The sequence below is a fragment of the Sphaerotilus sp. FB-3 genome, assembly GCF_023706025.1.
Lineage (GTDB): Bacteria > Pseudomonadota > Gammaproteobacteria > Burkholderiales > Burkholderiaceae_C > Sphaerotilus > Sphaerotilus sulfidivorans.
This window is the reverse complement of the sequence record NZ_BQWE01000031.1, coordinates 142,954-167,763: the sequence shown is the minus strand read 5'-3', so window position 1 is coordinate 167,763 and position 24,810 is coordinate 142,954. Positions and strand designations below refer to the sequence as shown.

The 24,810-nt window shown below is 70.4% G+C and carries 24 protein-coding genes; 11 read left to right on the top strand and 13 right to left on the bottom strand.

Annotated features, from left to right (window positions below; genetic code table 11):
- Nucleotides 1–87 precede the first annotated feature (87 nt).
- From NFT33_RS12780 to NFT33_RS12770, 3 genes are all read right to left on the bottom strand, one after another.
- Nucleotides 88–1,227, bottom strand: coding sequence for a branched-chain amino acid ABC transporter substrate-binding protein (locus tag NFT33_RS12780; protein ID WP_251675862.1), 1,140 nt, complete (start codon nt 1,225–1,227; stop codon nt 88–90).
- A gap of 85 nt (nt 1,228–1,312) precedes the next feature.
- Nucleotides 1,313–2,764 (bottom strand): Asp-tRNA(Asn)/Glu-tRNA(Gln) amidotransferase subunit GatB, encoded by a 1,452-nt coding sequence (gene gatB / locus NFT33_RS12775; RefSeq protein WP_251675860.1) that lies wholly within the window; start codon nt 2,762–2,764, stop codon nt 1,313–1,315.
- Between the two features lie 118 nt (nt 2,765–2,882).
- On the bottom strand, nt 2,883–3,431 hold the full coding sequence (locus NFT33_RS12770) for an Lcl domain-containing protein (protein ID WP_251675858.1): 549 nt from the start codon (nt 3,429–3,431) through the stop codon (nt 2,883–2,885).
- 201 nt (nt 3,432–3,632) lie between these two features.
- Here NFT33_RS12770 and NFT33_RS12765 point away from each other — a divergent pair, with 201 nt between their 5' ends.
- Nucleotides 3,633–4,139 (top strand): TlpA disulfide reductase family protein, encoded by a 507-nt coding sequence (locus NFT33_RS12765; protein ID WP_037479786.1) that lies wholly within the window; start codon nt 3,633–3,635, stop codon nt 4,137–4,139.
- A gap of 33 nt (nt 4,140–4,172) precedes the next feature.
- On the opposite strand, the gene NFT33_RS12760 is transcribed toward NFT33_RS12765, so the two are convergent.
- Nucleotides 4,173–5,354 (bottom strand): class I SAM-dependent rRNA methyltransferase, encoded by a 1,182-nt coding sequence (locus tag NFT33_RS12760; RefSeq protein ID WP_251675856.1) that lies wholly within the window; start codon nt 5,352–5,354, stop codon nt 4,173–4,175.
- Nucleotides 5,355–5,690: 336 nt separating this feature from the next.
- On the opposite strand from NFT33_RS12760, the gene NFT33_RS12755 reads away from it, so the two are divergent.
- From NFT33_RS12755 to xylB, 8 genes are all read left to right on the top strand, one after another.
- Nucleotides 5,691–7,001 (top strand): ABC transporter substrate-binding protein, encoded by a 1,311-nt coding sequence (locus tag NFT33_RS12755; protein WP_251675854.1) that lies wholly within the window; start codon nt 5,691–5,693, stop codon nt 6,999–7,001.
- 141 nt (nt 7,002–7,142) lie between these two features.
- A complete protein-coding gene (locus NFT33_RS12750; protein WP_037479781.1) occupies nt 7,143–8,003 on the top strand; it encodes a carbohydrate ABC transporter permease in 861 nt (286 codons plus the stop codon).
- Nucleotides 8,004–8,014: 11 nt separating this feature from the next.
- The gene (locus NFT33_RS12745) at nt 8,015–8,848 is read left to right on the top strand and encodes a carbohydrate ABC transporter permease (protein WP_251675852.1); all 834 of its coding nucleotides are present in this window, start codon (nt 8,015–8,017) and stop codon (nt 8,846–8,848) included.
- Between the two features lie 35 nt (nt 8,849–8,883).
- On the top strand, nt 8,884–9,915 hold the full coding sequence (locus tag NFT33_RS12740) for an ABC transporter ATP-binding protein (RefSeq protein ID WP_251675850.1): 1,032 nt from the start codon (nt 8,884–8,886) through the stop codon (nt 9,913–9,915).
- Nucleotides 9,915–10,649 (top strand): SDR family oxidoreductase, encoded by a 735-nt coding sequence (locus NFT33_RS12735; RefSeq protein ID WP_251675848.1) that lies wholly within the window; start codon nt 9,915–9,917, stop codon nt 10,647–10,649. Before NFT33_RS12740 ends, NFT33_RS12735 begins: the two co-directional genes overlap by 1 nt.
- Before the next feature lie 32 nt (nt 10,650–10,681).
- Nucleotides 10,682–12,091 (top strand): D-arabinitol 4-dehydrogenase, encoded by a 1,410-nt coding sequence (dalD, locus tag NFT33_RS12730; RefSeq protein ID WP_251675846.1) that lies wholly within the window; start codon nt 10,682–10,684, stop codon nt 12,089–12,091.
- 38 nt (nt 12,092–12,129) lie between these two features.
- Nucleotides 12,130–13,065 carry an AraC family transcriptional regulator gene (locus NFT33_RS12725; RefSeq protein ID WP_251675844.1) on the top strand — a complete coding sequence of 312 codons (936 nt, stop codon included), beginning with the start codon at nt 12,130–12,132 and terminating at the stop codon, nt 13,063–13,065.
- Between the two features lie 46 nt (nt 13,066–13,111).
- On the top strand, nt 13,112–14,581 hold the full coding sequence (xylB, locus tag NFT33_RS12720) for a xylulokinase (protein ID WP_251675842.1): 1,470 nt from the start codon (nt 13,112–13,114) through the stop codon (nt 14,579–14,581).
- Here the strand turns inward: xylB and NFT33_RS12715 are convergent.
- The 7 genes from NFT33_RS12715 to NFT33_RS12685 form a co-directional block, all read right to left on the bottom strand.
- On the bottom strand, nt 14,535–15,170 hold the full coding sequence (locus tag NFT33_RS12715; RefSeq protein WP_251675840.1) for a hypothetical protein: 636 nt from the start codon (nt 15,168–15,170) through the stop codon (nt 14,535–14,537). The two genes, xylB and NFT33_RS12715, sit on opposite strands and share 47 nt — an antisense overlap.
- A gap of 91 nt (nt 15,171–15,261) precedes the next feature.
- The gene (locus NFT33_RS12710; RefSeq protein ID WP_251675838.1) at nt 15,262–15,957 is read right to left on the bottom strand and encodes a DUF484 family protein; all 696 of its coding nucleotides are present in this window, start codon (nt 15,955–15,957) and stop codon (nt 15,262–15,264) included.
- 96 nt (nt 15,958–16,053) lie between these two features.
- Nucleotides 16,054–16,932: a diaminopimelate epimerase gene (gene dapF, locus NFT33_RS12705; protein WP_251675836.1), complete on the bottom strand. Its 879-nt coding sequence runs from the start codon at nt 16,930–16,932 to the stop codon at nt 16,054–16,056.
- Between the two features lie 12 nt (nt 16,933–16,944).
- On the bottom strand, nt 16,945–17,370 hold the full coding sequence (gene hepT, locus NFT33_RS12700) for a type VII toxin-antitoxin system HepT family RNase toxin (RefSeq protein WP_251675834.1): 426 nt from the start codon (nt 17,368–17,370) through the stop codon (nt 16,945–16,947).
- Entirely contained in the window at nt 17,360–17,764 is a 405-nt protein-coding gene (gene mntA, locus NFT33_RS12695; RefSeq protein WP_251675832.1) for a type VII toxin-antitoxin system MntA family adenylyltransferase antitoxin, read from the bottom strand. Before mntA ends, hepT begins: the two co-directional genes overlap by 11 nt.
- Nucleotides 17,764–18,660, bottom strand: coding sequence for an LpxL/LpxP family acyltransferase (locus NFT33_RS12690; protein WP_251675830.1), 897 nt, complete (start codon nt 18,658–18,660; stop codon nt 17,764–17,766). Before NFT33_RS12690 ends, mntA begins: the two co-directional genes overlap by 1 nt.
- The gene (locus NFT33_RS12685; protein WP_446829422.1) at nt 18,657–19,562 is read right to left on the bottom strand and encodes a lysophospholipid acyltransferase family protein; all 906 of its coding nucleotides are present in this window, start codon (nt 19,560–19,562) and stop codon (nt 18,657–18,659) included. The genes NFT33_RS12690 and NFT33_RS12685 overlap by 4 nt, the downstream gene beginning before the upstream one ends.
- Before the next feature lie 204 nt (nt 19,563–19,766).
- Between NFT33_RS12685 and metK the strand changes: the two genes are divergently transcribed.
- A complete protein-coding gene (gene metK, locus NFT33_RS12680; protein ID WP_251675826.1) occupies nt 19,767–20,948 on the top strand; it encodes a methionine adenosyltransferase in 1,182 nt (393 codons plus the stop codon).
- A 105-nt stretch (nt 20,949–21,053) separates the two neighbouring features.
- On the opposite strand, the gene NFT33_RS12675 is transcribed toward metK, so the two are convergent.
- Together NFT33_RS12675 and purT are read right to left on the bottom strand one after the other, a co-directional pair.
- Nucleotides 21,054–22,139, bottom strand: a complete 1,086-nt coding sequence (locus NFT33_RS12675; RefSeq protein ID WP_251675824.1) for a ProQ/FINO family protein — start codon at nt 22,137–22,139, stop codon at nt 21,054–21,056.
- A gap of 65 nt (nt 22,140–22,204) precedes the next feature.
- Nucleotides 22,205–23,407, bottom strand: coding sequence for a formate-dependent phosphoribosylglycinamide formyltransferase (gene purT / locus NFT33_RS12670; RefSeq protein ID WP_251675822.1), 1,203 nt, complete (start codon nt 23,405–23,407; stop codon nt 22,205–22,207).
- 151 nt (nt 23,408–23,558) lie between these two features.
- Here purT and ppk2 point away from each other — a divergent pair, with 151 nt between their 5' ends.
- Nucleotides 23,559–24,797, top strand: coding sequence for a polyphosphate kinase 2 (gene ppk2, locus NFT33_RS12665; protein ID WP_376744157.1), 1,239 nt, complete (start codon nt 23,559–23,561; stop codon nt 24,795–24,797).
- The last annotated feature ends 13 nt before the right edge of the window (nt 24,798–24,810 follow it).

Below are 24,810 nucleotides of genomic sequence, written 5' to 3'. Positions count from 1 at the left end.
CACCGCTTCCCAGATCTCGTTCTCCTGTGGCTTCTTCATTCCCCCAGCTTACTGGCTCCCTGGCGGGCACCTTGAAAGGGATGCGCCTCAGAGGCTCTTCAGCGCCACGACGTCCTTGCCCTTGAAGGTGAAGACGGTCACCGCCGACGAGCGCAGGTCGTGGCGGCTGTCATAGGCATAGTCGCCGGCCACGCCGGCATGGCTGCCCTTGGCGATGTGCTCGGCGAGCTTCTTCGGATCCAGCGACTGCGTGGCCTCGATCGCCGCGGCCAGCAGGTTGGCGCCGTCGTGGAAGGCGGCGGCATAGGTCAGCGGATCGCGCTTGTACTCGGCGCGGTAGCGCTCGACGAAGGCGCGGCCCCTGTCGCTGCGGTCCATCAGCGCGCCGCCCTGGGTGCAGTAGACATTCAGGTCGGTGCTCATCTGCGCCAGCGTCGCGGTTTCCGACGAGCAGATGCCGTCACCGCCCAGCAGCGGCGCCTTCAGACCCAGCGAGCGCATCTGGCGCAGCATCGGGCCCGCCTGCGCCGAGTAGCCGCCGTAGAAGACCGCATCGGGCTTGAGGCCGCGGATGCCGGTCAGGATGGCGCTGAAGTCGGTCGCCTTGTCGCTGGTGAATTCCTTGGCGACCACCTTGAGGCCGAGCTTCTGCGCCTGCGCGATGAACTCCTGCGCCACACCCTGGCCGTAGGCGGTGCGATCGTCGATCACCGCGACCGTGGCCACCTTCAGGTCCTGCGCCGCGTAGGTCGCCATCTTGGCACCGAGCTGGTTGTCGGTCGCGCCGATGCGAAAGAGGTTGGCCTGGGCCGGCTGCGTGACCTTCGGGTTCGAGGCCACCGTCAGCACCAGCACGCCGGCGTCGGCGAAGACGCGCGAGGCCGGCAGCGTCACGCCCGAGTTGTAGGGGCCGAGCACGAACTTCAGGCCCTTGTCGACCAGCGCCTGCGCGACCTGCACGCCCTGGCGCGGATCGGCGCCGTCGTCCTGGACGTCCAGCTCGAACTGGACCGGCTTGCCGCCGACCTTGATCGCGCGCGCGTTGAGCGCCTTGATCGCCAGCTGCGCGCCATCGCGGTTGTCGATGCCGCTGGCGGCCTGCGGGCCGGTCAGCGGGCTCATGAAGCCGATGCGCACACGCTCCTGGGCATGCAGCGGGCCGGCGGCGGCCAGCCCGAGGCCGGCCAGCGCCAGCGCGTTCAGCAGAATCCTGCGGGAACTCGTCATTTTTTCGATCCTGGTGGGATGAATGAAAAAAAACGACCTGCGCCGGGTCGCGGCGCAGGCCGGGGGTGTCGCTGGCGCAGCCGGATCAGCCGGCCAGCTTCTTCTTCAGCAGCTCGTTGACCTGGGCCGGGTTCGCCTTGCCCCTGGTCGCCTTCATCGCCTGGCCGACCAGCGCGCCGAAGGCCTTTTCCTTGCCGGCGCGGTAGTCCTCGACCGACTTGGCGTTGGCGGCCAGCACCTCGTCGAGGATGGCCTCGAGCGCGCCGGTGTCGTTCATCTGCTTCAGGCCCTTGGCCTCGATGACGGCGTCGACCTCGGTGGCCTCGCCGCTCCAGAGCGCGTCGAAGACCTGGCGGGCGGCGTTGTTCGAGATGGTGCCGTCCTGGATGCGGCGGATCAGCGCGCCCAGCAGCGCCGGGCCCACCGGCGCGTCGGCGATGTCGCCGCCGTCGGCGTTCAGGCGCTTGCTGATCTCGCCCATCACCCAGTTGGCCACCGGCTTGGGCGCGCCGCAGGCGGCGGTCGCGGCCAGGAAATAGTCGGCGGTGGCACGGCTGGCGGTCATCATGGCCGCGTCGTAGGCCGGCAGGCCGTGCTCGGCCTGCAGGCGCTCGGCCAGCGCGGCGGGCAGCTCGGGCATCTCGCCGCGCACCCGCTCGACCCACTCGGGCGCGATCACCAGCGGCGGCAGGTCCGGATCGGGAAAGTAGCGGTAGTCGTGCGCGTCTTCCTTGGTGCGCATCATGCGCGTCTCGCCGGTGTCCGGATCGAACAGCACGGTGGCCTGCACGATGTCGAAGCCGTCCTCGATCTGGTCGATCTGCCAGTTGACCTCGAAGTCGATCGCCTGCTGCAGGAAGCGGAAGCTGTTGAGATTCTTGATCTCGCGCCGGGTGCCGAAGGGCTGGCCGGGGCGGCGCACCGAGACGTTGGCGTCGCAGCGGAACGAGCCTTCCTGCATGTTGCCGTCGCACAGGCCCAGCCACACCACCAGCGTGTGCAGCGCGCGGGCGTACTCGACCGCCTGCTTCGACGAGCGCAGCTCCGGCTCGGTGACGATCTCCAGCAGCGGGGTGCCGGCGCGGTTCAGGTCGATGCCGGTCATGCCGTGCAGGTTCTCGTGCACCGACTTGCCGGCGTCTTCCTCGAGGTGAGCGCGGGTCAGGTTGACCCGGTGCTTCACGCCGTCGACCAGGAAGTCGACATGCCCGCCCTGCACCACCGGGATCTCGTACTGGCTGATCTGGTAGCCCTTGGGCAGATCCGGGTAGAAGTAGTTCTTGCGGGCGAAGATCGACATCGGCGCGATGGTCGCGTCGACGGCCAGGCCGAACTGGATCGCGCGCTCGACCGCGCCGCGGTTCATCACCGGCAGCACGCCGGGCAGCGCCAGATCGACCGCGCAGGCCTGGGTGTTGGGCTCGGCGCCGAAACGGGTCGAGGCACCGGAGAAGATCTTCGACTGGGTCGAGAGCTGGGCATGGGTCTCGAAGCCGATGACGACTTCGTAGCCACGCACGAGAAGGGAGGCGGTCATGGGGCGGGCGGTTTGCTGCAGCGCGGACGCAAAGCGGAAATGCTACGGCATCGCAGCGCCCCTCGGGAAAACCGCAGGCCGCAGCCGCCCCGGCCGCCCCGGCCGCCCTGCGCCGCCCTCAGTCGCGCGGCCGCACCAGCCGCACCGGCAGCGGCGTGTCGCGGCTCATGTCGGAGCGCGCCCGGCCGGTGTGGCCGTCGATCACCCAGCCGTGCAGGCCGTCGAGCCGCTCCTCGTTCTCCGAGGTGCGCCCGCGCATCACGCTGTCATAGCTGTGAATGTTGACCGGACCGGTCTCGATGGTGGCCGAGGCGCTCCACAGCCAGCCCTCAGGCGTGTCGGGAAACAGCTTGTCGATGCCGCCGGGCGAACCTGCGGCGCGCTGCAGCACCCGGCGCATCTCGATCGCACGCGGCACCCGCCACGGCCGGCCGTCGGCCTGGCGCCGTGCCGCCGCCAGATCCGGCCCCTGCGACTGCATCACCCGCAGCGCCTGGCCGACGCAGCGCCCGCCGCTCCAGCGCATGCCCTCGACGCAGCGCGACCAGGCCAGGCCGCTCTCGACATCGACCACCGTCTGGCCGTCCTTCGAGACCGCCACCAGGCCCTGGGGCTCGGGCGCCGCCGCGACCGAGGGCAGCGGCAGCAGCAGGGACAGCGACAGCATCAGCCCGGTGGACGACAAGGAGAAAACGGATGGGCGGGAAGCAGCAGGAACGGCGCAGGACATGGCAGGACGGGAAGGCACCCACGGGAACGGATCGGTTCATTGTCCGGGCCCACGCGGCGCGGCGGCCGCACGAACAGCCGGGCTTCCCCGGCACAGACCGGCCGCTGTCGCGGGGGCTGCCGTAAACTCCGTCGCACCATGAAAGCCGCCCGCATCGCCCTCGCCGCCGCCGTCGTTGCCGCCATCGCCGTGACCGCCTCGTTTGCGGTCGGCAGCAAGGAGAAGGCGCCCGCCATCAGCTACACCCTGCTCGACGGCACGAAGCAGACCTCGGCCGAAGCGCTGAAGGGCAAGGTGGTGCTGGTCAACTTCTGGGCCACCAGCTGCACCACCTGCGTCAAGGAAATGCCCGAGCTGGTCGCGACCCACCAGAAGTACAAGGACAAGGGCTTCGAGACGCTGGCGGTGGCGATGAGCTACGACCCGCCGGCCTATGTGGCCAGCTTTGCCGAATCGCGCCAGCTGCCCTTCAAGGTCGCGATCGACAACACCGGCGAGATCGCGCGCCAGTACGGCAAGGTGCAGCTCACCCCGACCACATTCGTGCTGAACCGCAAGGGCGAGATCGTCAAGCGCTATGTCGGCGAGCCCGACTTCCAGCAGCTGCACCTGCTGCTGGAAAAGCTGCTGGCGGAGAACGCCTGAGCGCGCGCTCCGCAGCAGCGACACCTCAGCGCCTCAGCGCTTCAGCAGCACCAGCCCCTTCAGATACTCGCCCTCGGGGAAGTTGACCGTGGTCGGGTGGTCGCTGGAGGCCTCCAGGCGCTGCAGGATGTAGGCGTCCACGCCGGCGTCCAGCCCGGCGCCGGCGACGATCTTGTGGAACAGCTCGGCGCCGATGCCACCCGAGCATGAGAAGGTCAGCAGCAGGCCGCCGGGCTTGAGCAGCTTCAGGCCGAGGCGGTTGATGTCCTTGTAGGCGCGGCTGGCACGGTCGGCGTGCGCGGCGCTGGGGGCGAACTTCGGCGGGTCGAGCACGATGGCGTCGAACTGGCGGCCGTCCTTCAGCATCTGGCGCAGCGTGCCGTTGACGTCGGCATCCAGCGCGGTGTGGTGTGCGGGATCGAAGCCGTTGAGTTCGACATGCGCCGAGGCGCGCGCCAGCGCCGGGCCGGAGGAGTCGACGCTGACCACCTCGGTGGCACCGCCGGCCAGCGCCGAGACGCTGAAGCCGCCGGTGTAGCTGTAGCAGTTCAGCACCGACTGGCAGCCGAACTGGCGCACCAGCCGCGCGAACAGCGCCCGGTTCTCGCGCTGGTCGAGGTAGTAGCCGGTCTTGTGGCCTTCCTCGACATCGACGGTGAGCCTGATGTCGTGCTCGTGCAGCGTCACGGTGGTCGAGCCCTCGCCGCGCAGCCAGCCCTTGACCGCCGGCAGGCCCTCCATCTGGCGCACGCCGGAGTCGCTGCGCTCGAACAGGCGCGTGCAGCCGGTGGCGGCCAGCAGCGCGTCGGCGATCTGCTGCTTCCAGCGCTCGGTGCCGGCGCTGAGGAACTGGGCGCTCAGGATGTCCTCGTAGCGGTCGACGATCAGGCCCGGCAGGCCGTCGGCCTCGCCGTGGATCAGGCGCACGCCGTTGCTGCGCAGCCCCAGGCGCGCACGCATCGCCACCGCCGCCTCGACGCGGCGGCGGAAGAAGTCGGCGTCGATGCGCTCGGCCTCGTCGAAGCTCCAGGCCCGCACCCGGATCATCGAGCTCGGGCTGAACGCGGCCCAGGCCAGGAACTGGCCCGAGTGGCTCTCGACCCGCACGGTCTCGCCGGGGTCGGCCTTGCCTTTTTCGACACTGCCCTGGAACACCCAGGGATGCTTGCGCAGGAGCGAGCGCTCCTTGCCTTCACGCAGACGGATGACTTTCATGGGGCGGGATTGTCGCGCGAGCCGTCCGCTCCCGGCAGGTCCGCGACCTGCGATGACCGAGGAACACGCCAGTTTCGATGCTGCATTGCAGCGAATGGGTGCAAGAAAGTACAAATATGTACTTTCTTCCGTGTACCTATGGAAAACCCGAGTCATTGCGTGCAATGAAGTACAGGAATGGGCGGCATCCGTATCAATCGGTGCATCCGTCAGCACCTATCGTTGCGCCTGTCGATCGGGGCTGACCGCTCCAGCCCGGTGCCAGCGCTGCACCGCCGGGGCCCCGGCCGCTCCCCACGTAGTCCGTTCCTGTTCCATCCCGCGAGGAGACACATGATGAAACTGACGCTCAAGGCCTCCCTGGCCCTGGCCTTCGGCCTGACCGCCGGCCTGGCGAACGCCGCCACCGAACTGGTGATCGCCACCGTCAACAACGGTCACATGATCGAGATGCAGAAGCTGACGAAGCATTTCGAGCAGGCCAACCCGGACATCAAGGTCAAGTGGGTGACGCTCGAGGAAGGCGTGCTGCGCCAGCGCGTGACCACCGACATCGCCACCAAGGGCGGCCAGTTCGACATCATGACCATCGGCATGTACGAGGCGCCGATCTGGGGCAAGAAGGGCTGGCTCCAGGAACTGAAGACCGACGCCGCCTATGACGCCGACGACCTGCTGCCGGCGATCCGCAGCGGCCTGAGCGTGGACGGCAAGCTCTTCGCCGCGCCGTTCTATGGCGAGTCGTCGATGCTGATGTACCGCAAGGACCTGGCCGACAAGGCCGGCGTGAAGGTCGCCGACAAGCCGACCTGGACCGACATCAAGGACCTGGCCGCCAGGATGCACGACCCGAAGAACGGCGTGTACGGCATCTGCCTGCGCGGCAAGCCGGGCTGGGGCGACAACATGGCCTTCCTGTCGACGCTGGTCAACACCTTCGGCGGCCAGTGGTTCGACATGTCGTGGAAGCCGCAGCTGGAAAGCAAGCCCTGGAAGGACGCGATCAACTTCTACGTCGACCTGCTGAAGAACTACGGCCCCCCGGGCTCGGCCGCCAACAGCTTCAACGAGATCCTGGCGCTGACCAACGCCGGCAAGTGCGGCATGTGGATCGACGCCACCATCGCCGCCTCCTTCGTCAGCGATCCGAAGCAGTCCAAGGTCGCCGACCAGATGGCCTTCGCCCAGGCGCCGACCATGAACACCCCGAAGGGCGCCAACTGGCTGTGGTCGTGGAATCTGGCGATTCCGGCCGGTTCGAAGAAGGTCGACGCGGCGCAGAAGTTCATCACCTGGGCGACCAGCAAGGACTACATCCAGCTGGTGGCCAAGACCAACGGCTGGGCCAATGTGCCCACCGGCACCCGCAAGTCGACCTACGCGTCGCCGGAGTTCCAGAAGGCCGCCCGCTTCGCCGCTGCCGAGAAGGCCGCGATCGACAGCGCCAACCCGACCGACTCGACGCTGCCGAAGTCGCCCTACATCGGCGTGCAGTTCGCGGCAATTCCCGAGTTCCAGGCCATCGGCATCGCCGTCGGCCAGCAGATGAGCGCGGCGCTGGCCGGCAAGACCTCGGTCGACGCCGCCCTGAAGACCAGCCAGCAGGCCGCCGAGCGCGAGATGAAGAAGGCCGGCTACTACAAGTGACGCCCGCAGGGCGCGCTGCAGCCGACTTCTCGACCCTCTCCCTGTGGTGAGGTGAGGCATGGCCGGCAGGCGTGGAGACGGGCCGGGGGGCGACCTCCGACCCTCTCCGCGACCTGACCGGCCGCGCACGATGGTGGACCCATGAACCGATTCCTGCCCCGCGCCCTGATGGCGCCCGCGGTGGCCACGCTCTTCCTGTGGATGATCGTGCCGCTGGTGATGACGCTGTACTTCAGCGTGATCCGCTACAACCTGATGCAGCCCGACCAGAGCGGCTTCGTCGGGCTCGAGAACTTCGAATACTTCATCACCGACCCGTCGTTCACGACCTCGGTGATCAACACGCTGCTCTTGCTGGGCAGCGTCATCCTGATCACGGTGGGCCTGGGCGCGGCCATCGCGCTGCTGATCGACGATCCGTTCCCGGGCCGCGGCCTGGTGCGCATCCTGCTGATCAGCCCCTTCTTCGTCATGCCCACGGTCAATGCGCTGCTGTGGAAGAACATGATGATGAACCCGATCTACGGGGTGCTGGCGCAGGTCTGGCAGTTCTTCGGCGCCGCGCCGGTGGACTGGCTGACCGACTGGCCGCTGCTGAGCGTGATCATCATGGTGAGCTGGCAGTGGCTGCCGTTCGCGACGCTGATCTTCGTGACCTCGCTGCAGTCGATGGACCGCGAGCAGATCGAGGCCGCGCGCATGGACGGCGCCAACTACCTGCAGCAGCTGCGCTATCTCTACATCCCGCACCTGGGCCGCTCGGTGGCGGTGGTGGTGATGATCGAGATGATCTTCCTGCTCTCCGTGTTCGCCGAGATCTACACCACCACCGGCGGCGGTCCGGGGGATGCCAGCACCAACATGGCCTTCCTGATCTTCAAGCAGGCGCTGCTGAACTTCGATGCGGGCGTGGCCTCGGCCGGCGCGCTGTTCGCGGTCGTGCTGGCCAACATCGCCGCCGTCTTCCTGATCCGCCTGGTCGGCAAGAACCTGGACAAGTGAGGAGCCTCCCGATGTCGTCCCGTCCCTCCTCCCTGACGCCGGTGCTGCTGCTGCGCACCGTGGCGGCCTGGCTGGTCACGCTGCTGCTGTTCTTCCCGCTGGGCTGGCTGGTGCTGACCGCCTTCAAGACCGAGCTGCAGGCCATCGCGGTGCCGCCGCAGATCTTCTTCACCCCGACGCTGGAGAACTTCCACGAGGTGCAGGAGCGCAGCGACTACCTGCACTACGCCTGGAACTCGGTGGTGACCAGCGTGCTGTCGACGCTGCTGGGCCTGCTCCTGGCCGGCCCGGCCGCCTACGCGATGGCCTTCTTCAAGGGCCCGCGGACCAAGGACATCCTGATGTGGATGCTCTCCACCAAGATGATGCCGGCCGTCGGCGCCCTGGTGCCGGTCTACGTGATGGCGCAGAAGACCGCGCTGCTCGACACGCAAGCAGGGCTGATCATCGTGTTCACCCTCTCCAACCTGCCGATCATGGTCTGGATGCTCTATTCGGGCTTCCGCGAGATCCCGCCCGAGATCCTCGAGGCCTCGCGCATGGACGGCGCCACGCTCTGGCAGGAGGCCACGAAAGTGCTGCTGCCGCTGTCGCTGGGCAGCTTCGCCTCCACCGGCCTGCTGTGCCTGGTGCTGAGCTGGAACGAGGCCTTCTGGTCGCTCAACCTCAGCGCCTCCAACGCCGGCACGCTGGCCGCGCTGATCGCGCAGTACTCCAGCCCCGAGGGGCTGTTCTGGGCCAAGCTGTCGGCCGCCTCGCTGCTGGCGATCGCCCCGATCGTCGTCTTCGGCTGGTTCAGCCAGAAGCAGCTGGTGCAGGGCCTGACCTTCGGCGCCGTGAAGTGACCGGCGCAGTCAACCATTCCACGAGACATCCTCCCATGGCCTACCTGCAACTCCAGGGCATCGAGAAGTTCTTCGGCGAACACCGCGCCATCAAGGGCGTGGACCTCACCATCGAGAAGGGCGAGTTCATCGTCTTCGTCGGCCCGTCGGGCTGCGGCAAGTCCACGCTCCTGCGCCTGATCGCCGGCCTGGAGCACATCGATGGCGGCAAGCTGATCCTCGACGGCCGCGACATCACCCACGCGCCCTCCTCCAAGCGCGACCTGGCGATGGTGTTCCAGAGCTACGCGCTCTATCCGCACATGAGCGTGTTCGAGAACATGAGCTTCGCGCTCAAGCTCGCCAAGGAAGACCCCGCCGTCATCCGCGAGAAGGTCGAGCGCGCCGCGAAGATCCTCAACCTGACGCAGTACCTGGAGCGCACCCCGAAGGCGCTGTCGGGTGGCCAGCGCCAGCGCGTGGCCATCGGCCGCGCCATCGTGCGCGCCCCGAAGGTCTTCCTGTTCGACGAGCCGCTCTCCAACCTGGACGCCGCGCTGCGCGGCCAGACCCGCGTCGAGATCGCCAAGCTGCACCGCGACCTGGGCGCCACCACCATCTACGTCACGCACGACCAGGTCGAGGCGATGACGCTGGCCGACCGCATCGTCGTGCTGCGCGACGGCCTGATCGAGCAGGTCGGCACGCCGCTGGAGCTCTACGACCGCCCCGCCAACCAGTTCGTCGCGCAGTTCATCGGCTCGCCGCAGATGAACGTGGTCGAGGGCCGCCACCTGCCGCAGGTGGCCGGCGTGCCCGCGGGGGGCTTCGTCGGCCTGCGTCCGGAGGACGTGACGCTGCAGGCGGCCGCCCAGGCCCCGGCCGGCGGCCTGCCGGGCACGGTCGAGCTGGTGGAGTCGCTCGGCGCCGAGACGCTGATCTATGTCACCGTCGACAGCGGCGCGCAGCTGGTCTCGCGCCAGCCGGTGCGCTCGAACCTGCACAACGGCGACCGCGTGGGCGTCTTCGTCGAGGCGGCCAACGCGCACCGCTTCGACGCCCAGGGCCGCGCCGCACGGGCGGGCTGATGATGAAGAACCGACCTTTCGAAGGCCAGGTGGCCGCGATCACCGGCGCGGCTTCCGGCATCGGCCGCGCCAGCGCCGAGGCGCTGCTGGCCGGCGGTGCCCGCGTGGTGCTGGTCGACCGCGACGCCGCCGGGCTGGCGGCGATGCAGGCCGAGCATGGCGACGCGGTCATCCCGCTGCAGCTCGACCTGCTCGACGCCGCGCAGTGCCGCACGCTGGTGCCGCAGGTGCTGGCCCGGGCCGGCCGGCTCGACATCCTGCACGCCAATGCCGGGCTCTACATCGGCGGCGATCTGGTCGATGCCGACACCGACGCGATCGACCGCATGCTGCAGCTCAACGTCGCGGTGGTCATGAAGAACGTGCGCGACGCGCTGCCGCACATGATCGAGCGCGGCTCGGGCGACATTCTCGTCACCAGCTCGCTGGCGGCGCACTACCCCACGCCGTGGGAGCCGGTCTACGCGTCGTCCAAGTGGGCGATCGACTGCTTCGTGCAGACCACGCGCCGCCAGGTCTTCAAGCACGGCCTGCGCGTGGGCTCGATCTCGCCGGGCCCGGTGCTGACCGGCCTGATCGCCGACTGGCCCGCCGACAAGCTGGCCGAGGCACGCGCCTCCGGCAGCCTGATCGAGCCGGCCGAGATCGGCGAGGTCATCACCTTCATGCTGACCCGGCCGCGCGGCGTGACCATCCGCGACGTCGTGCTGATGCCCTCGAACTTCGATCTCTGAGCAGAACACCCCTTCCGACAAGACGCCCCACCATGAACGTCATCCTGCATCTCGGCCTGGGCTCGTTCCACCGGGCCCATCTGGCTGTCTACCTGCACGAGCTCATCCAGAGCGGCGACACCGGCTGGCAACTGGCCGGCGGCAACACCCGGCCCGACATGGCCGAGACGATCGCCGCGCTGGCCGCGCAGGGCGGCGCCTACACGCTGGAGACCATCTCGCCGGCCGGCGAGCACCGCTACACGCGCATCGGCTCGATCCGCCAGGTCATCGGCTACACGCCCGACCTGGCCGGGCTGATCGCGCAAGGCGCGAGCAGCGACACCAAGATCATCTCCTTCACCGTCACCGAGGCCGGCTACTACCTCGACGCGCAGAACCGGCTCGACCTGGCCACCTTCGCCGACCTGCGCGCCGACCTCGACGCCGCGCGCGCCGGCCAGCCGGGCTCGACGATCTACGGCGCGCTGACCGCCCTGCTGCGCGCGCGCATGAAGAGCGGCGCCGGCCCGGTCACGCTGCTCAACTGCGACAACCTGCGCCACAACGGCGACCGCTCGCGCGGCGGCCTGCTGCAGTTCATCGAGCTCGTGGGCGACGCCGAGCTGCTGGCCTGGGTGCAGGCCAACACCACCAGCCCGAACGCGATGGTCGACCGCATCACGCCGCGCCCGACGCCCGACGTGCGCGAGCGCGTGCGGGCCGCCACCGGCGTGGACGACCCCGCCGCGCTGATGGGCGAGAGCTTCATCCAGTGGGTGATCGAGGACCGCTTCATCGCCGGCCGCCCGGCCTGGGAGACGGTCGGCGTCGAGATGGTGCAGTCGGTCGATGCCTACGAGGAGGCCAAGATCCGCCTGCTCAACGCGACGCACTCGTGCATCGCCTGGGCCGGCACGCTGGTCGGCCATCTGTACATTCACGAAGGCACGCACGACCCGGTGATCCGCCAGATGGCCTTCGACTATGTCACCGACGACACCATTCCGGTGCTGGACACGCCCGAGAAGCCCTGCCCGATCGATCTGGCCAGGTACCGCGACGTGGTGCTGGACCGCTTCGGCAACCCCGCCATCCGCGACACCAACCAGCGCGTGGCGATGGACGGCTTCAGCAAGATTCCCGGCTTCATCGCGCCGACCGTCCGCGAGCGCCTGGCCGCCGGCGCCACCATCGACAGCGTGGCGATGCTGCCGGCGCTGTTCCTGGCCTATCTGCAGGTCTGGCACCGCGGCGGCATTCCCTACACCTACCAGGACCAGGCGATGGACCCGGCGGTCGCGCACGCGATCTGCGACGCCGCCGACCCGGTGGCGGCCTTCTGCGCCGACGCGCCGCTGTGGGGCGAGCTGGCGGGCGATGCGCGGCTGGTGGACGCGGTGCGCCGCGCCAGCGCGCGGGTGGAGGCCTTCGTCGCCGCCCAGGGTGGCCGGACCTGCTGAGACAGGAGCCAGGCGCGCGCGGTAACCTCGAGTTCATCATGCCTGCCAAGCCTCGCACCATCCCGCGCCAGACCCGCCCCGAGCTCGAGTACGACCACGTCCGCTCGCCGGACCTGGGCTATGAGTCGCCGGAGGACGCCGGCACCGTGCGCTGCCTGGCGCATGGCTTCCCGACGCCGCTGGCGCGCTGGCACTATCACGACGAGTACGAGCTGCACCTGATCACCAGCACCTCGGGCAAGGTCTTCGTCGGCGACTGGATCGGCCAGTTCCAGCCCGGCCACCTGGTGCTGACCGGCCCGCGGCTGCCGCACAACTGGCTGTCGATGGACATGCCCGACGGCGGCGTGACGCTGCGCGACCTGGCGATCCAGTTCCAGCACGAGCCGATGGCGCGCGCCGCCGCGGCCATCCCCGAGCTGGGCGAGGTGCTGCCGATGCTCGAGCGCGCGCGCCACGGCATCGAGTTCTTCGGCATGGGCGAGCGCGCGCAGCAGTCCTGGCAGCGCATCAAGGAGGCGCGCGGCCTGCGCCGCTTCGCCGTCTTCTGCGAGCTGATGGCCGAGCTGGCCGCCTGCACCGACTACCGGCTGCTGTCGAACGTGCAGATGCAGAGCATCGACGACGACGACTCGCTCGACCAGATCGACGCGGTGGTCAGCCGCATCACCGACAACCTCGGCCAGGCCTTCTCCGCCGCCGACATCGCCGCCGAGCTGGGCATGAGCGAGAGCCGCTTCAGCCGCTTCTTCCGCCGCGCCACCGGCAACACCTTCACCGACTTCGTCAACCGCGTCCGCATCAACCGCGCCTGCCAGCTGCTGATGGAATCGGACCGGCTGATCACGCACATCTGCTTCGAGGTCGGCTTCAACAACGTCGCGAACTTCAACCGGCGCTTCCTCGAGATCAAGGGGCTGACGCCGAGCGAGTTCCGCAAGCAGGCCGACAACCGCTTCGGCGGCGCGGCCTGAGCCGCGACCTGAGCCCGGCCTGAGCCTTTCCGCAGGACCTTTTCCCATGTACCTCGGCATCGATCTCGGCACCTCCGAGCTGAAGCTGGTGCTGCTCGACCGGCAGCACCGCCTCGTCGCCAGCGTCGGCGAGCGGCTGACCGTGCAGCGCCCCGCGCCCTTGCACAGCGAGCAGTCGCCCGCCGACTGGTGGGACGCGATGACGCGCGCGATGGCACGGCTGCAGGCCGGGCAGGCCGCCGCGCTGGCGCAGGTGCGCGCGATCGGCCTGTCGGGCCAGATGCACGGCGCGGTGCTGATGGACGCCGCCGGCGACGTGCTGCGCCCGGCCATCCTGTGGAACGACGGCCGCAGCGGCGCCGAATGCGCCGAGCTGGAGGCCGCCTGCCCGCGTCTGCACGCCATCGCCGGCAATCTGGCCATGCCCGGCTTCACCGCGCCGAAGCTGCTGTGGGTGCGCCGGCATGAGCCGGAGGTCTTCGCGAAGACCGCCACCGTGCTGCTGCCCAAGGACTGGCTGCGCTTCATGCTGACCGGCGAGCGCGTCGGCGAGAGGAGCGACGCCGCCGGCACGCTGTGGCTGGACGTGGCCGAGCGGCGCTGGTCGGCCGAGGTGCTGGCCGCCTGCGGCCTGACCGAGGCGCAGATGCCGCGGCTGGTCGAGGGCAGCGAGGCGTCCGGCACGCTCCGGCCCGAGCTGGCCGCGCGCTGGGGCCTGCCGGCCGGCGTGATCGTCGCCGGCGGCGGTGGCGACAACGCCGCCAGCGCAGTCGGCATCGGCGCGGTGCGGCCGGGCGAGGGCTTCGTCTCGCTGGGCACCTCGGGCGTGATCTTCCTGACCAGCGACCGCTTCCGTCCCAACCCGGCCAGCGCGATGCACGCCTTCTGCCACGCGCTGCCCGGCACCTGGCACCAGATGAGCGTGATGCTCAGCGCCGCCAACGGCCTGAGCTGGGTGACGCGGCTGGTCGGCGCGGCGAGCGAAGGCGCGCTGCTCGAGCAGGTCGCGCGTCTGAGCCCGGAGCAGCGCGAGCGCGCGCCGCTCTTCCTGCCCTACCTGAACGGCGAGCGCACGCCGCACAACAACCCGCACGCGCAGGGCAGCTTCTTCGGGCTGACCAACGAGCACGACGCGGCCGCGCTGGGCTGGTCGGTGATCGAGGGCGTGACCTTCGGCCTGCTCGACGGCTGGCATGCGCTGGGCGTGCAGCCGGGCGAGGTGGCCGGCCTCACGCTGGTGGGCGGCGGCGCGCGCTCCGGCCTGTGGGCGCAGCTGCTGGCCGACGCGATCGGCGTGCCGATGGTCACCCGCCACGGCGGCGAGGCCGGCGGCGCGCTGGGCGCGGCGCGCCTGGCCTGGCTGGCCGACGGCGGCACGCTCGACCAGGTCTGCCCCGCGCCCGAGATCGCCGCGACCTTCTCGCCCGATCCGGCCGAGACCGCGCGGCTGGCGGCTCGCCATGTGCGCTTCAGGGCGCTGTACCGGGCGGTGGCGGGGCTGTTTCCGGCGGGGTGAGGCTGCGGCGCCGCATCAGGTCGCCGATCAGGGCCTCGGCATCGCCGTCGCTGCCGCCACCGCGGCGCAGCCGCATCCGCCCGTCGGCATCGACCTGCGCGGCCGCGCAGCGCAGGGCATGCAGCATGCCGCCGAAACGCTCGGCGCGCCCCTGTTCGTCCAGCCAGGCGTTCTGCACCCGGTAGGCCAGGCGCTCGTCGTCGAGCGCGCGGGCGCAATCGTCGTCGCGGGTGCTGCCGGGGCGCCGGGCCTGCAGCACATGCACCAGTTCGTGCAGCACGAAGGAGCGGTCGACCGGCCGCATGCGCCAGTCGAGCTGGTCGCTCAGCAGCACCCGCCCCCCGGCGGCGTCATGCCAGGCGATCAGGCGCGCGCAGTCGCGGGGGCGCTCGGGGCAGGCCTGGCGGTGCAGCTCGGCCACCGGCAGATCGACCAGCACCGGCGCCGGCGCATCGACCGGCAGCGCCGGCAGACCGGACAGCCGCACCGCGGCGGCCAGCAGCGCCTGCAGCAGCAGCGCATCCGGCGATGGGACCGAGGCCGAGGCGACCTCCAGGGCGATGGTGAACGCGGACAGCGGCACGGGCATCACAAGCCTCCTCGCGGACCGCATCAGGCGAAGACCGCCCACGATGCTGGCAGCGCGCCCGAAACCCCGGCGCCCGGGCGGTCTTGGCGGGTCAGCCGCCGTCGGGAAGCAGCCGGGTCACCGCGGCGCTGGCCAGCTCGGCGATGCGCACCAGGAAATCGGTGCCCATCTCGGGCGTGTAGCGCATCGGGTCGGACGAGGCCAGCACCAGCATGCCGAAGGCCGGCGAGGTCATGCTGCGCCGCAGCGGCAGCAAGGCCAGCGAGGCCACCGCGGCGGGCTGCGCCAGCCACTGCACCGCCTCGAAGCTGGTGTGCGCGCCGCAGCAGGGCGTGACCAGGCTGGAGGCGAAGCGGCGCAGCTCGGGGCTGACGCCGCGCGCCACCGGCTCGGACTCGAAGTCCGGTGCCACCTCCCACAGCCGCATCGCCGCCTGCGGGACCATGAACTGCTCCTGCAGATCGATCACCAGCATGTCCGGAATGTCGCGCGGATCGGCCAGCAGCATCAGGCCGCGCACCCACTGGTGCAGGCGGTCCGACAGCACCGCGTTCTCCTGGCCGTGGCGGATCATCTCCATCAGGCGGCGCTCGAGGCCGTGAATGCGCTCGCGCAGCATCTCCATCTGGCGCTGCTGGAGCGAGACGGCGCGCTGGCCATGCGGATTGGCCAGCTCGACATTGGCCAGCAGCTCGGCATGACGCTCGAAGAAGCCGGGCGTCTGCATCAGGTAGCTGGCGATGTCGTCCTCGGAAAGGCCGCTCAGTCGGCCCGGAATGCTGCTCATGACGAGCGAGGGTAGCGCAGCCCCTGGCCGGTCACCCGAAGGAAAAGCCGGCCGGATGCCCTTCATCCGCGCCTTGAATGCACAAGCCGATCCGGTTCAGCAGGAAGCCGCCGGCAGCTCCACATGGCCCTCGAACACGGTGACCGCCGGACCGGTCATGCGCACGCTGCTGCCGGGGCCGTCCCACTCGATGGTCAGCTCGCCGCCGCGGGTCTCGACATCGACGCGCGCGTCCAGCCAGCCCAGGCGGATGCCGGCCACCACCGCCGCGCAGGCGCCGGTGCCGCAGGCCAGCGTCTCGCCGGCGCCGCGCTCGAACACCCGCAGCCGCACCCGGTCGCGCGCGACCACCTGCAGGAAGCCGGCGTTGACCTTGCGCGGAAAGCGCGGATGCGACTCCACCCACGGCCCGACCTGCGCCACCGGCGCGGTGTCGACATCGTCCACGCGCTGCACCGCATGCGGATTGCCCATCGACACCACCGCGACCTCGACCTGCTCCTGCGGCGCGGCCGGGTTGGCCAGCGGCCACAGCTCGGCGCCGTTCTTCAGCCGCGGCTGCAGCCCGGACGGATCGAAGGGCACGCGCTCGGGCTCGAGAATCGGCTGGTTCATGTCGACGGTGACCCGCCCGTCGGCCTGCATGCGCAGCACGATGCGGTTGTTCATCGTCTCGACGCGCACCTCGTCGCGGTCGCTCAGGCCCTTCTCGCGCACGAAGCGCATGAAGCAGCGCGCGCCGTTGCCGCAGTGCTCGACCTCCTCGCCGGTGGCGCCGTTGAAGATGCGGTAGCGGAAGTCGGCATCCGCCCCCTGCGGACGCTCGACGACCAGGATCTGGTCGGCGCCGATGCCGAAGCGCCGGTCGCCGACGAAGCGCAGCTGTTCTTGGCTGAGCGCCAGCGGCGCGCGGGTGGCATCGAACACGACGAAGTCGTTGCCGAGGCCGTGCATCTTGGTGAAGGGCAGTCGCATGATGGGCAGGGATTATCCGGCGCTGCCCTCGCGCAGCAGCAGCGCCCGGGTGTAGCGCAGGAAGTCGTCCAGATGCAGCGTGATCACCGCGACGGTGATCGGCAGCTGCAGGGCCTGGTAATCGTGTACCGCGATGTTGCGGAAGCCCACCATGCGCTTGAGGCCGGCCGCCAGCGCGGGGTCGAGCCAGCCGGCGCGCGCCAGCAGCTCGAACACGTCGCGCGAGCTCTGCGGCACGCCCAGGCGCTCGCGCCGCACCAGGTGCTGCGCCATGTCGATGGCGGCCTCGCAGGCGCGCTGGATGTTCAGGATGGCCGCGTCCTGGCGGGTGTGGTCGGTGGCGAAGCTGTCCGGTCCGCGCTCGTATTCCTCGCGTGCCCGCGCCACGCAGCGCTCGATCGTCGCGGCCTTGTTGATCAGCACGTCGTCAGCGGCCATGGATGCGTCCTTCGCGGGCAATGTCCTCGAGCAGCGGGCGGCGCGCCTCGTCAAGCTCGGTCTTGTCGCTGAGCACGGCCGCCTCCCAGAGCGCGGCCTGGCTGTCGAGCGTCCACCAGCGCTGGCCGGTGGTGATGACCTGGTACTGCATGACGGTCGAGGCGGCGCGCAGGTCGATCAGGTCGACCGGGCAGCCGGCCAGATCCGCCAGGTCGCCGGACAGCGACCACAGCTGCAGCACGTCGGCCCGGCCGGCCACCAGCACCGCCAGGTCCAGATCGCTGTCGGCGCCGGCCGTGCCCTGCACCCGGCTGCCGAAGCCGTAGACGGCCAGCAGCGCCGGCAGGTGGCGGCGCAGGTGATCGACCAGGGCAGCGACGGGCAGGGCGTCCATCAGTACAGCCCCGCCTCGCCCTCGGGCCGGGTCTTGAAGCGCTTGTGCACCCACAGGTACTGCTCGGGCAGGCGGCGCACCTCCTGCTCGATCCAGCGGTTCATGCGCGCGGTGTCGGCGACCGCGTCGTCGGTGGGGAAGTCGGTCCAGGGCTCGAGGAAGCGGATGCGCCAGCCCTGGCCGCCGGGCAGCATCTCGCTGACCACCGGCTGCACCACCATGCCCAGCGCACGCGCCATGCGCGACGGCGCCAGCAGCGTCGCCGCCGGCACGCCGAAGAAGGGCACGAAGGCCGCGTCGCGGGCGCCGAAGTCCATGTCGGGCAGGTTGAAGAAGGCATCACCCCGCTTGATGGCGCGCATCAGCGCGCGTGCACCCTCGCTGCGGGCGAAGATCTCGGCGTTGCCGAAGCGCAGCCGGCCACGGCGCATCGCCGCATCGAAGACCGGATTGCTCTGCGCCTGATAGATCGAGCCGGCGTGGCGGCCCTGGTTCAGCAGCACGCTGACGCCGGCCACGTCCAGCGCCAGGAAATGCGGCACCAGCCACATGACCGGGCGCTCGCTGCGCTCGGCCAGCTTCACGTCGCCCTCGACCTGGATCAGGCGCGACAGCCGCTCGCGCGAGGCGTACCAGAGCATGCCGCGCTCGAGAAAGCTGCGCCCCAGCCAGCCGAAGTGCGCACGGGCGAGCGCTTCGCGCTCGGCCGGCGTCTTCTCGGGCAGGCACAGCGCGAGGTTGCGCAGCGCGATGCGCCGACGCGACTTGCCCAGCCGCCAAAGCAGCGCGCCCAGCCCCTGGCCGAGGCGGGTCTGCAGGCCCAGCGGCAGCCAGTGCAGCAGCCACAGCAGGCCGAGCACCAGCCGGGCGGCCATGTTCGAGAGAAAGGATTTCATGCGGAAGCGTCGGAAGCAGGCGCGGGGGCCGGCTCCGCCAGCGCACGCGGCGCCTTGTAGCGGTGATAGCCCCACAGATACTGGCCGGGATTCTGGCGGATCAGCCGCTCCATCGCGCGGTTGACGACGCCGGCGCTGCGCACGGCCAGGCGCTCGGCGTCGGGCTCGTCGGGGCTGGCGGGCAGTGCCTCGTCGGGCAGGCTGGCGCGGATGACGAAGCCGCGGCCGCCCGGCAGGCGCTCGCAGGCCAGCAGCAGCCAGTCGGCGCCGGTCTGCTGCACCAGACGGGCCGCCAGCGTCATCGTGTAGGCCTCGCGGCCGAAGAAGGGTGCCCACACGCCCAGGCCGTCGGGCGGCACCTGGTCGGGCAGCAGGCCGATCGTGCCGCCCTTGCGCAGCGCGCGGATCATCTGACGCACGCCGGCCAGCGTCGCCGGCGCCGTCTCCAGGCCGGGGCGGTTGCGCGACTGCGCCACCAGATCGCGCAGCCAGGGCTGGCGCGCCGGGCGGTACAGCGCCGTCATCGCGCGCTGGCCGCCCCAGCGCTCGGCATAGGCCTGCGCGATGATCTCGAAGCAGCCCAGATGCGGCGTGAGCATCACCAGGCCGCGGCCGCGCGCCAGCGCCGCCTCGACATGCTCGGCGCCCTCCCAGCGCACGATGTCGCCCAGCGGCGCATCAGGCCGGCGGCACCACAGCCAGGGCAGCTCGGCCACCATGCGCCCGGCCGACGCCACCGCCAGGCGCCGGGTCGCCGCCGGCAGACCGGCCTGGGCGATGTTGGCCGCCAGACGGCGCCGGTAGGTCGGCGAGGCGCACCAGGTGACCCAGCCCAGCAGCGCGCCGATGCGATGGAGCAACGGCAGCGGGGCCTTCGAGGCGGCGTTGAACAGGGAGGCGATCACGGGCATAGAATTCGTCACATTCGCCGAGTTAAGGAACAACTTGCGGGGCGACGGGCCGGGTCTTGACCGGGCACGCCACCTGCCGAAATCGAGAGATTTTCGGCAGAAGTGGAAAAAATGCCGCTAAAGCGTTCGCCGCAGGCTCCTCAACAGCTCGGCGACACGCGCCGAAAAGCTTGTTTGGATCACAGGAGTTTATAAGTGGCGAACGATTTCCTCTTCACGTCCGAATCGGTGTCCGAGGGACACCCCGACAAGGTGGCCGACCAGATCTCGGACGCCATCCTCGACGCCATCCTGGCGCAGGATCCGCGCTCGCGCGTGGCCGCCGAGACGCTGACCAACACCGGCCTGGTCGTGCTGGCCGGCGAGATCACCACCAACGCGCATGTCGACTACATCCAGGTCGCGCGCGACACGATCAAGCGCATCGGCTACGACAACACCGAGTACGGCATCGACTACAAGGGCTGCGCGGTGCTGGTGGCCTACGACAAGCAGTCGAACGACATCGCCCAGGGCGTCGACCACGCCTCCGACGACCACCTGAACACCGGCGCCGGCGACCAGGGCCTGATGTTCGGCTACGCCTGCGACGAGACGCCTGAGCTGATGCCTGCGCCGATCTACTACGCGCACCGCGTGGTCGAGCGCCAGGCCCAGCTGCGCAAGGACGGCCGCCTGCCCTTCCTGCGCCCGGACGCCAAGAGCCAGATCACGATGCGCTATGTGGACGGCAAGCCCCACAGCATCGACACCGTGGTGCTCTCCACGCAGCACAGCCCCGACCAGAGCGAGACGGCCACGAAGATGAAGGCCAGCTTCTACGAGGCCTGCATCGAGGAGATCATCAAGCCGGTGCTGCCCAAGGAATGGCTGCAGGACACCAAGTACCTGATCAACCCGACCGGCCGCTTCGTCATCGGCGGCCCGCAGGGCGACTGCGGCCTGACCGGCCGCAAGATCATCGTCGACACCTACGGCGGCGCCTGCCCGCACGGCGGCGGCGCCTTCTCGGGCAAGGATCCGACGAAGGTGGACCGCTCGGCCGCCTACGCCGCGCGCTATGTCGCCAAGAACGTGGTCGCCGCCGGCCTGGCGCGCCAGTGCCAGATCCAGGTCAGCTACGCCATCGGCGTGGCCCGCCCGATCAACATCACGGTCTACACCGAAGGCACCGGCGTGATCCCGGACGCGCAGATCGCCGCGCTGGTCCAGGAGCACTTCGACCTGCGCCCGAAGGGCATCATCCAGATGCTCGACCTGCTGCGCCCGATCTACTCGAAGACCGCCGCCTACGGCCACTTCGGCCGCGAGGAGCCGGAGTTCGCCTGGGAGCGCACCGACAAGGCGCAGCTGCTGCGCGCCGCTGCCGGCCTGTGAAGCGGGCATTGACGCCATGACAGAAGGGGCCGCAGCTGCGGCCCCTTCTTCTTCGTGCTGCGGGTTCAGCGTCGCCCGTCGAGCTCGTGTCGACGGCGGCCGACCTCAGCGGCGCGGCGGCCGGCCGGGGCCGCCAGGGCGGCGCTCGCCCTGCTCCTCGCGCTGGGGTGGGCGCGCCGGGGCCTCGGCGGCCTCGCGGCGCGCCTGCGCGAGCAGCGCGTCGAGCTGGTCCTCGGGCACGCCGCGCAGCACGCAGAAGCTCGAGCGCTTGAGCGAACTGCGCTCGAAGTCGCGCAGCAGCTGGGCGCGCTCGCGGCGCTGCGGATCCTCCGGCAGGCGCTCGGCCGGGGCCTCCTGGCGCACCGGTGCCGCGGCCGCGCGGGCGGCCTCGTCACGCGGCGGCCGTGCGGGCCGATTCTGGCGCTCGGCGCGTTCCGGGCGCTCGCCGCGCGGCGGGCGGGCCTGGGCATCGCGGTCCTGGCGCGGCGGGCGGCTGCCCGGAGCACGCGGTTCACGCGGTTCACGCGGCTCGCGCGACTCACGGGCTTCGCGCGGCGGACGGCCCTCGCCCCGCGGCGAACGCGGTGCGCGTGCCTCACGAGGCTCGCGCGGCTCGCGGGCCGGCTCGCCCGTGGCGGCCTCGCCCTGCGGGGCAGCGCCACGGCGCGGCTCGCGCTGCTGCTGCTTCGCTTCCTGGGCGCGGCGCTCCTGGTGCAGCGCGCGGCGGCGGTCGAGCTCCTGCTGCGCGACCGTGCGGTGCTCGTCGCTGATGTCGCCGGCGGGCTGGCCGTCGAGGTCGGTGCGGCTGGCAGCCTTGGTCAGCGCGACCAGATAGGCGGTGGAATTGGTGTGGCGGCGCAGGAAGGCCGACAGCGTCGCGCGGCTGAACACGCCCGGCGCACGCTCCTTGATGTCGGCCTGGATGCGCAGCTTCAGCGGCCGGGCCGGGCCGTCGAACAGCGCCGGAAAGCGCTCGCGCAGCTGGCGGGCGCACTCGGCCGGGCTCATGTCCGGAGTCTTGGCCGGGCTCGGTGCGGCCGCGGTCTCCTCGACTGCCGTTTCGGCGGCGATCTCGGGTGCGGCGTCAAGGGCCGGACCGGAGACGGCGGCTGCCTCGATCGGCGCGGGGGTCTCGGGAGCCGGAGTGGCGGCGGTGACCTCGGCGTCGGTCGGGATCTCGGGGGTGGACATGGTTCTGGTGGAACGGTGTTGGCAACGGAAGTCGCGATTGTGGCCCGAGTCGCGACCGGACGCCTTCAGGGCCGGCGCGGACGCACCTTCGAGGCGGCCAGGCGGGCCTGTTCGCGGGCCTTCTCCACATCCTCGTCGCGCACCAGCGCCACGCCCATGCGCCGGCGCTCGAAGCTCTCGGGCTTGCCGAACAGGCGGATCTCCGAGCGCGGCACCCGCAGCGCCTCGTCGACGCCGTCGAAGACCAGCCCCTCGGCCTCGACGCCGCCGTAGATGACCGCGCTGGCGCCGGCCGACTTCAGCGCGGTGTCCACCGGCAGGCCGAGAATGGCGCGGGCGTGCAGCTCGAACTCGTTCTGCCACTGGGTGCACATCGTCACCATGCCGGTGTCGTGCGGGCGCGGGCTGACCTCGCTGAACCAGACCTGATCGCCCTTGACGAACAGCTCGACGCCGAACAGGCCCTGGCCGCCGAGGTCGTCGGTGACGGCGCGCGCGATGCGCTGCGCCTCGGCCAGCGCCGCCGGCCGCATCGGGTGCGGCTGCCAGCTCTCGACGTAGTCGCCCTTCACCTGCAGATGGCCGATCGGGTCGCAGAAGTGCGTCTCGACCTGGCCGTCGGCGCCGAGCGCGCGCACCGTCAGCAGCGTGATCTCGTAGTCGAAGTCGATGAAGCCCTCGACGATGACGCGGCCGTGGCTGACCCGACCGCCCGCCATCGCGTGGTCCCAGGCCTTGCGCACGTCGCCGGGGCCGTCGAGCCGGCTCTGGCCCTTGCCGGAGCTGCTCATCACCGGCTTGACCACGCAGGGATAGCCGATGCCGGCGTCGATCGCCGCCTGCAGCTCCTCGAGCGAGTCGCAGAAGCGGTAGGGGCTGGTCGGCAGGCCGAGCGTCTCGGCAGCGAGGCGGCGGATGCCCTCGCGGTCCATCGTCAGGCGCGCGGCACGGGCGGTCGGGATGACGCGCACGACGCCCTCGGCCTCGAGCCGTTCCAGCTCCGGCGTGGCGATCGCCTCGATCTCGGGCACCACCAGGTCGGGCCGCTCGGTCTCGATCAGCGCGCGCAGCTGCGCCGCATCGCTCATCGCGATCGTGCGGGCGTGGTGCGCGACCTGCTGGCCGGGCGCGTTGTCGTAGCGGTCGACCGCGATCGTCTCGACGCCGAGGCGCTGCAGCGCGATCAGCACTTCCTTGCCGAGCTCGCCGCTGCCGAGCAGCATGACGCGGGTGGCATGGGCGGACAGCGGGGTTCCGATCGGTTTCATGCAGGCTCCTGGCAGGACGTGAGCAATCCTCCATTGTGCCGGCTGGCCTGAAATTGACCCTCCGCAAGGACGGCGCCGCGCGGGATTTTCATGATGCTGTCATCTGCACCCATCGTTCGGCCCATCTCGAACACCGACCAGGGATTCCGCCATGACCGCTCGCACCCGCACCCGCCCCTCGACCGTCACGCCCGAAGTGGCCAGCGAACCGCCCGCCGCCGCCGTGCCCCCAAGTTCACCCCGGGCACCCCGGCGGCGCAAGCCGGCCGCGCCGGTCGAGATGGCCGACAAGTCCGCACCGATCACCGCCACCAGGCTGGAGCACTACGAGGTCCAGGCCGCGACCGAGGCCGCGCAGGCCTCGCGCGAGATGGCACTGTCGGACGTGATGGCCCGGCGCCAGCGCGGCGAGATCGACGACGCCACCTGGCGCGACCAGCTGCAGGCGCTGATCGCCGGCTCCTCGCCGGACGATCTGGCGCTGATGCGCGGCTCGATGGCCGCCCGGCGCCAGCCGGTGCCGATGCCCGGCGTCGATCCGGACACCGAGCTGGCGCCGGGCTGGCGCGACGGCGCCTATCCCTACCGCCACCTGATGGCGCGCAGGAACTACGAGCAGCAGAAGTACCGGCTGCAGGTCGAGCTGCTGAAGCTGCAGGCGTGGGTGAAGGAGACCGGCGCGCGCGTCGTCATCCTGTTCGAGGGCCGCGACGCCGCGGGCAAGGGCGGCACGATCAAGCGCTTCATGGAACACCTCAACCCGCGCGGCGCACGCGTCGTCGCGCTGGAGAAGCCCAGCGAGATCGAGAGCGGCCAGTGGTACTTCCAGCGCTATGTGCAGCACCTGCCGACCCGCGGCGAGATCGTGCTGTTCGACCGCTCCTGGTACAACCGCGCCGGCGTCGAGCGGGTCATGGGCTTCTGCACCGATGCGCAGTACGAGCAGTTCATGCGCGAGGCGCCCGAATTCGAGCGCAACCTGGTGCGCAACGGCATCTTCCTGTTCAAGTTCTGGTTCTCGGTCAGCCGCGCCGAGCAGCGCCGTCGCTTCAAGGAGCGCGAGACGCATCCGCTCAAGCAGTGGAAGCTCAGCCCGATCGACAAGGCCAGCCTCGACAAGTGGGACGACTACACCCGTGCCAAGGAGGCGATGTTCCTGCACACCGACACCCAGGACGCGCCGTGGACGGTCATCAAGTCGGACTGCAAGAAGCGCGCGCGCCTGAACGCGATGCGCTATGTGCTGCACCGCATGCCCTACGCACGCAAGGATCTGCGCACGCTCGGGCCGGTCGATCCGCTGATCGTCGGCCGGCCGGCCCTGGTCGGCAGCGCCTATGGCGAAGCCTATGGCAACGAAGACCAGCTCGCCGGCAGCACGCCGGCCTGAGCCGGCGCTGCCC

What these genes read in the sequence shown, in the direction of transcription:
- NFT33_RS12780 (WP_251675862.1), bottom strand. Translation starts at nt 1,227, where the DNA reads ATGACGAGTTCCCGCAGGATTCTGCTGAACGCGCTGGCGCTGGCCGGC.
- gatB (WP_251675860.1), bottom strand. Translation starts at nt 2,764, where the DNA reads ATGACCGCCTCCCTTCTCGTGCGTGGCTACGAAGTCGTCATCGGCTTC.
- NFT33_RS12770 (WP_251675858.1), bottom strand. Translation starts at nt 3,431, where the DNA reads ATGCTGTCGCTGTCCCTGCTGCTGCCGCTGCCCTCGGTCGCGGCGGCG.
- NFT33_RS12765 (WP_037479786.1), top strand. Translation starts at nt 3,633, where the DNA reads ATGAAAGCCGCCCGCATCGCCCTCGCCGCCGCCGTCGTTGCCGCCATC.
- NFT33_RS12760 (WP_251675856.1), bottom strand. Translation starts at nt 5,354, where the DNA reads ATGAAAGTCATCCGTCTGCGTGAAGGCAAGGAGCGCTCGCTCCTGCGC.
- NFT33_RS12755 (WP_251675854.1), top strand. Translation starts at nt 5,691, where the DNA reads ATGAAACTGACGCTCAAGGCCTCCCTGGCCCTGGCCTTCGGCCTGACC.
- NFT33_RS12750 (WP_037479781.1), top strand. Translation starts at nt 7,143, where the DNA reads ATGAACCGATTCCTGCCCCGCGCCCTGATGGCGCCCGCGGTGGCCACG.
- NFT33_RS12745 (WP_251675852.1), top strand. Translation starts at nt 8,015, where the DNA reads ATGTCGTCCCGTCCCTCCTCCCTGACGCCGGTGCTGCTGCTGCGCACC.
- NFT33_RS12740 (WP_251675850.1), top strand. Translation starts at nt 8,884, where the DNA reads ATGGCCTACCTGCAACTCCAGGGCATCGAGAAGTTCTTCGGCGAACAC.
- NFT33_RS12735 (WP_251675848.1), top strand. Translation starts at nt 9,915, where the DNA reads ATGATGAAGAACCGACCTTTCGAAGGCCAGGTGGCCGCGATCACCGGC.
- dalD (WP_251675846.1), top strand. Translation starts at nt 10,682, where the DNA reads ATGAACGTCATCCTGCATCTCGGCCTGGGCTCGTTCCACCGGGCCCAT.
- NFT33_RS12725 (WP_251675844.1), top strand. Translation starts at nt 12,130, where the DNA reads ATGCCTGCCAAGCCTCGCACCATCCCGCGCCAGACCCGCCCCGAGCTC.
- xylB (WP_251675842.1), top strand. Translation starts at nt 13,112, where the DNA reads ATGTACCTCGGCATCGATCTCGGCACCTCCGAGCTGAAGCTGGTGCTG.
- NFT33_RS12715 (WP_251675840.1), bottom strand. Translation starts at nt 15,170, where the DNA reads ATGCCCGTGCCGCTGTCCGCGTTCACCATCGCCCTGGAGGTCGCCTCG.
- NFT33_RS12710 (WP_251675838.1), bottom strand. Translation starts at nt 15,957, where the DNA reads ATGAGCAGCATTCCGGGCCGACTGAGCGGCCTTTCCGAGGACGACATC.
- dapF (WP_251675836.1), bottom strand. Translation starts at nt 16,932, where the DNA reads ATGCGACTGCCCTTCACCAAGATGCACGGCCTCGGCAACGACTTCGTC.
- hepT (WP_251675834.1), bottom strand. Translation starts at nt 17,370, where the DNA reads ATGGCCGCTGACGACGTGCTGATCAACAAGGCCGCGACGATCGAGCGC.
- mntA (WP_251675832.1), bottom strand. Translation starts at nt 17,764, where the DNA reads ATGGACGCCCTGCCCGTCGCTGCCCTGGTCGATCACCTGCGCCGCCAC.
- NFT33_RS12690 (WP_251675830.1), bottom strand. Translation starts at nt 18,660, where the DNA reads ATGAAATCCTTTCTCTCGAACATGGCCGCCCGGCTGGTGCTCGGCCTG.
- NFT33_RS12675 (WP_251675824.1), bottom strand. Translation starts at nt 22,139, where the DNA reads ATGTCCACCCCCGAGATCCCGACCGACGCCGAGGTCACCGCCGCCACT.
- purT (WP_251675822.1), bottom strand. Translation starts at nt 23,407, where the DNA reads ATGAAACCGATCGGAACCCCGCTGTCCGCCCATGCCACCCGCGTCATG.
- ppk2 (WP_376744157.1), top strand. Translation starts at nt 23,559, where the DNA reads ATGACCGCTCGCACCCGCACCCGCCCCTCGACCGTCACGCCCGAAGTG.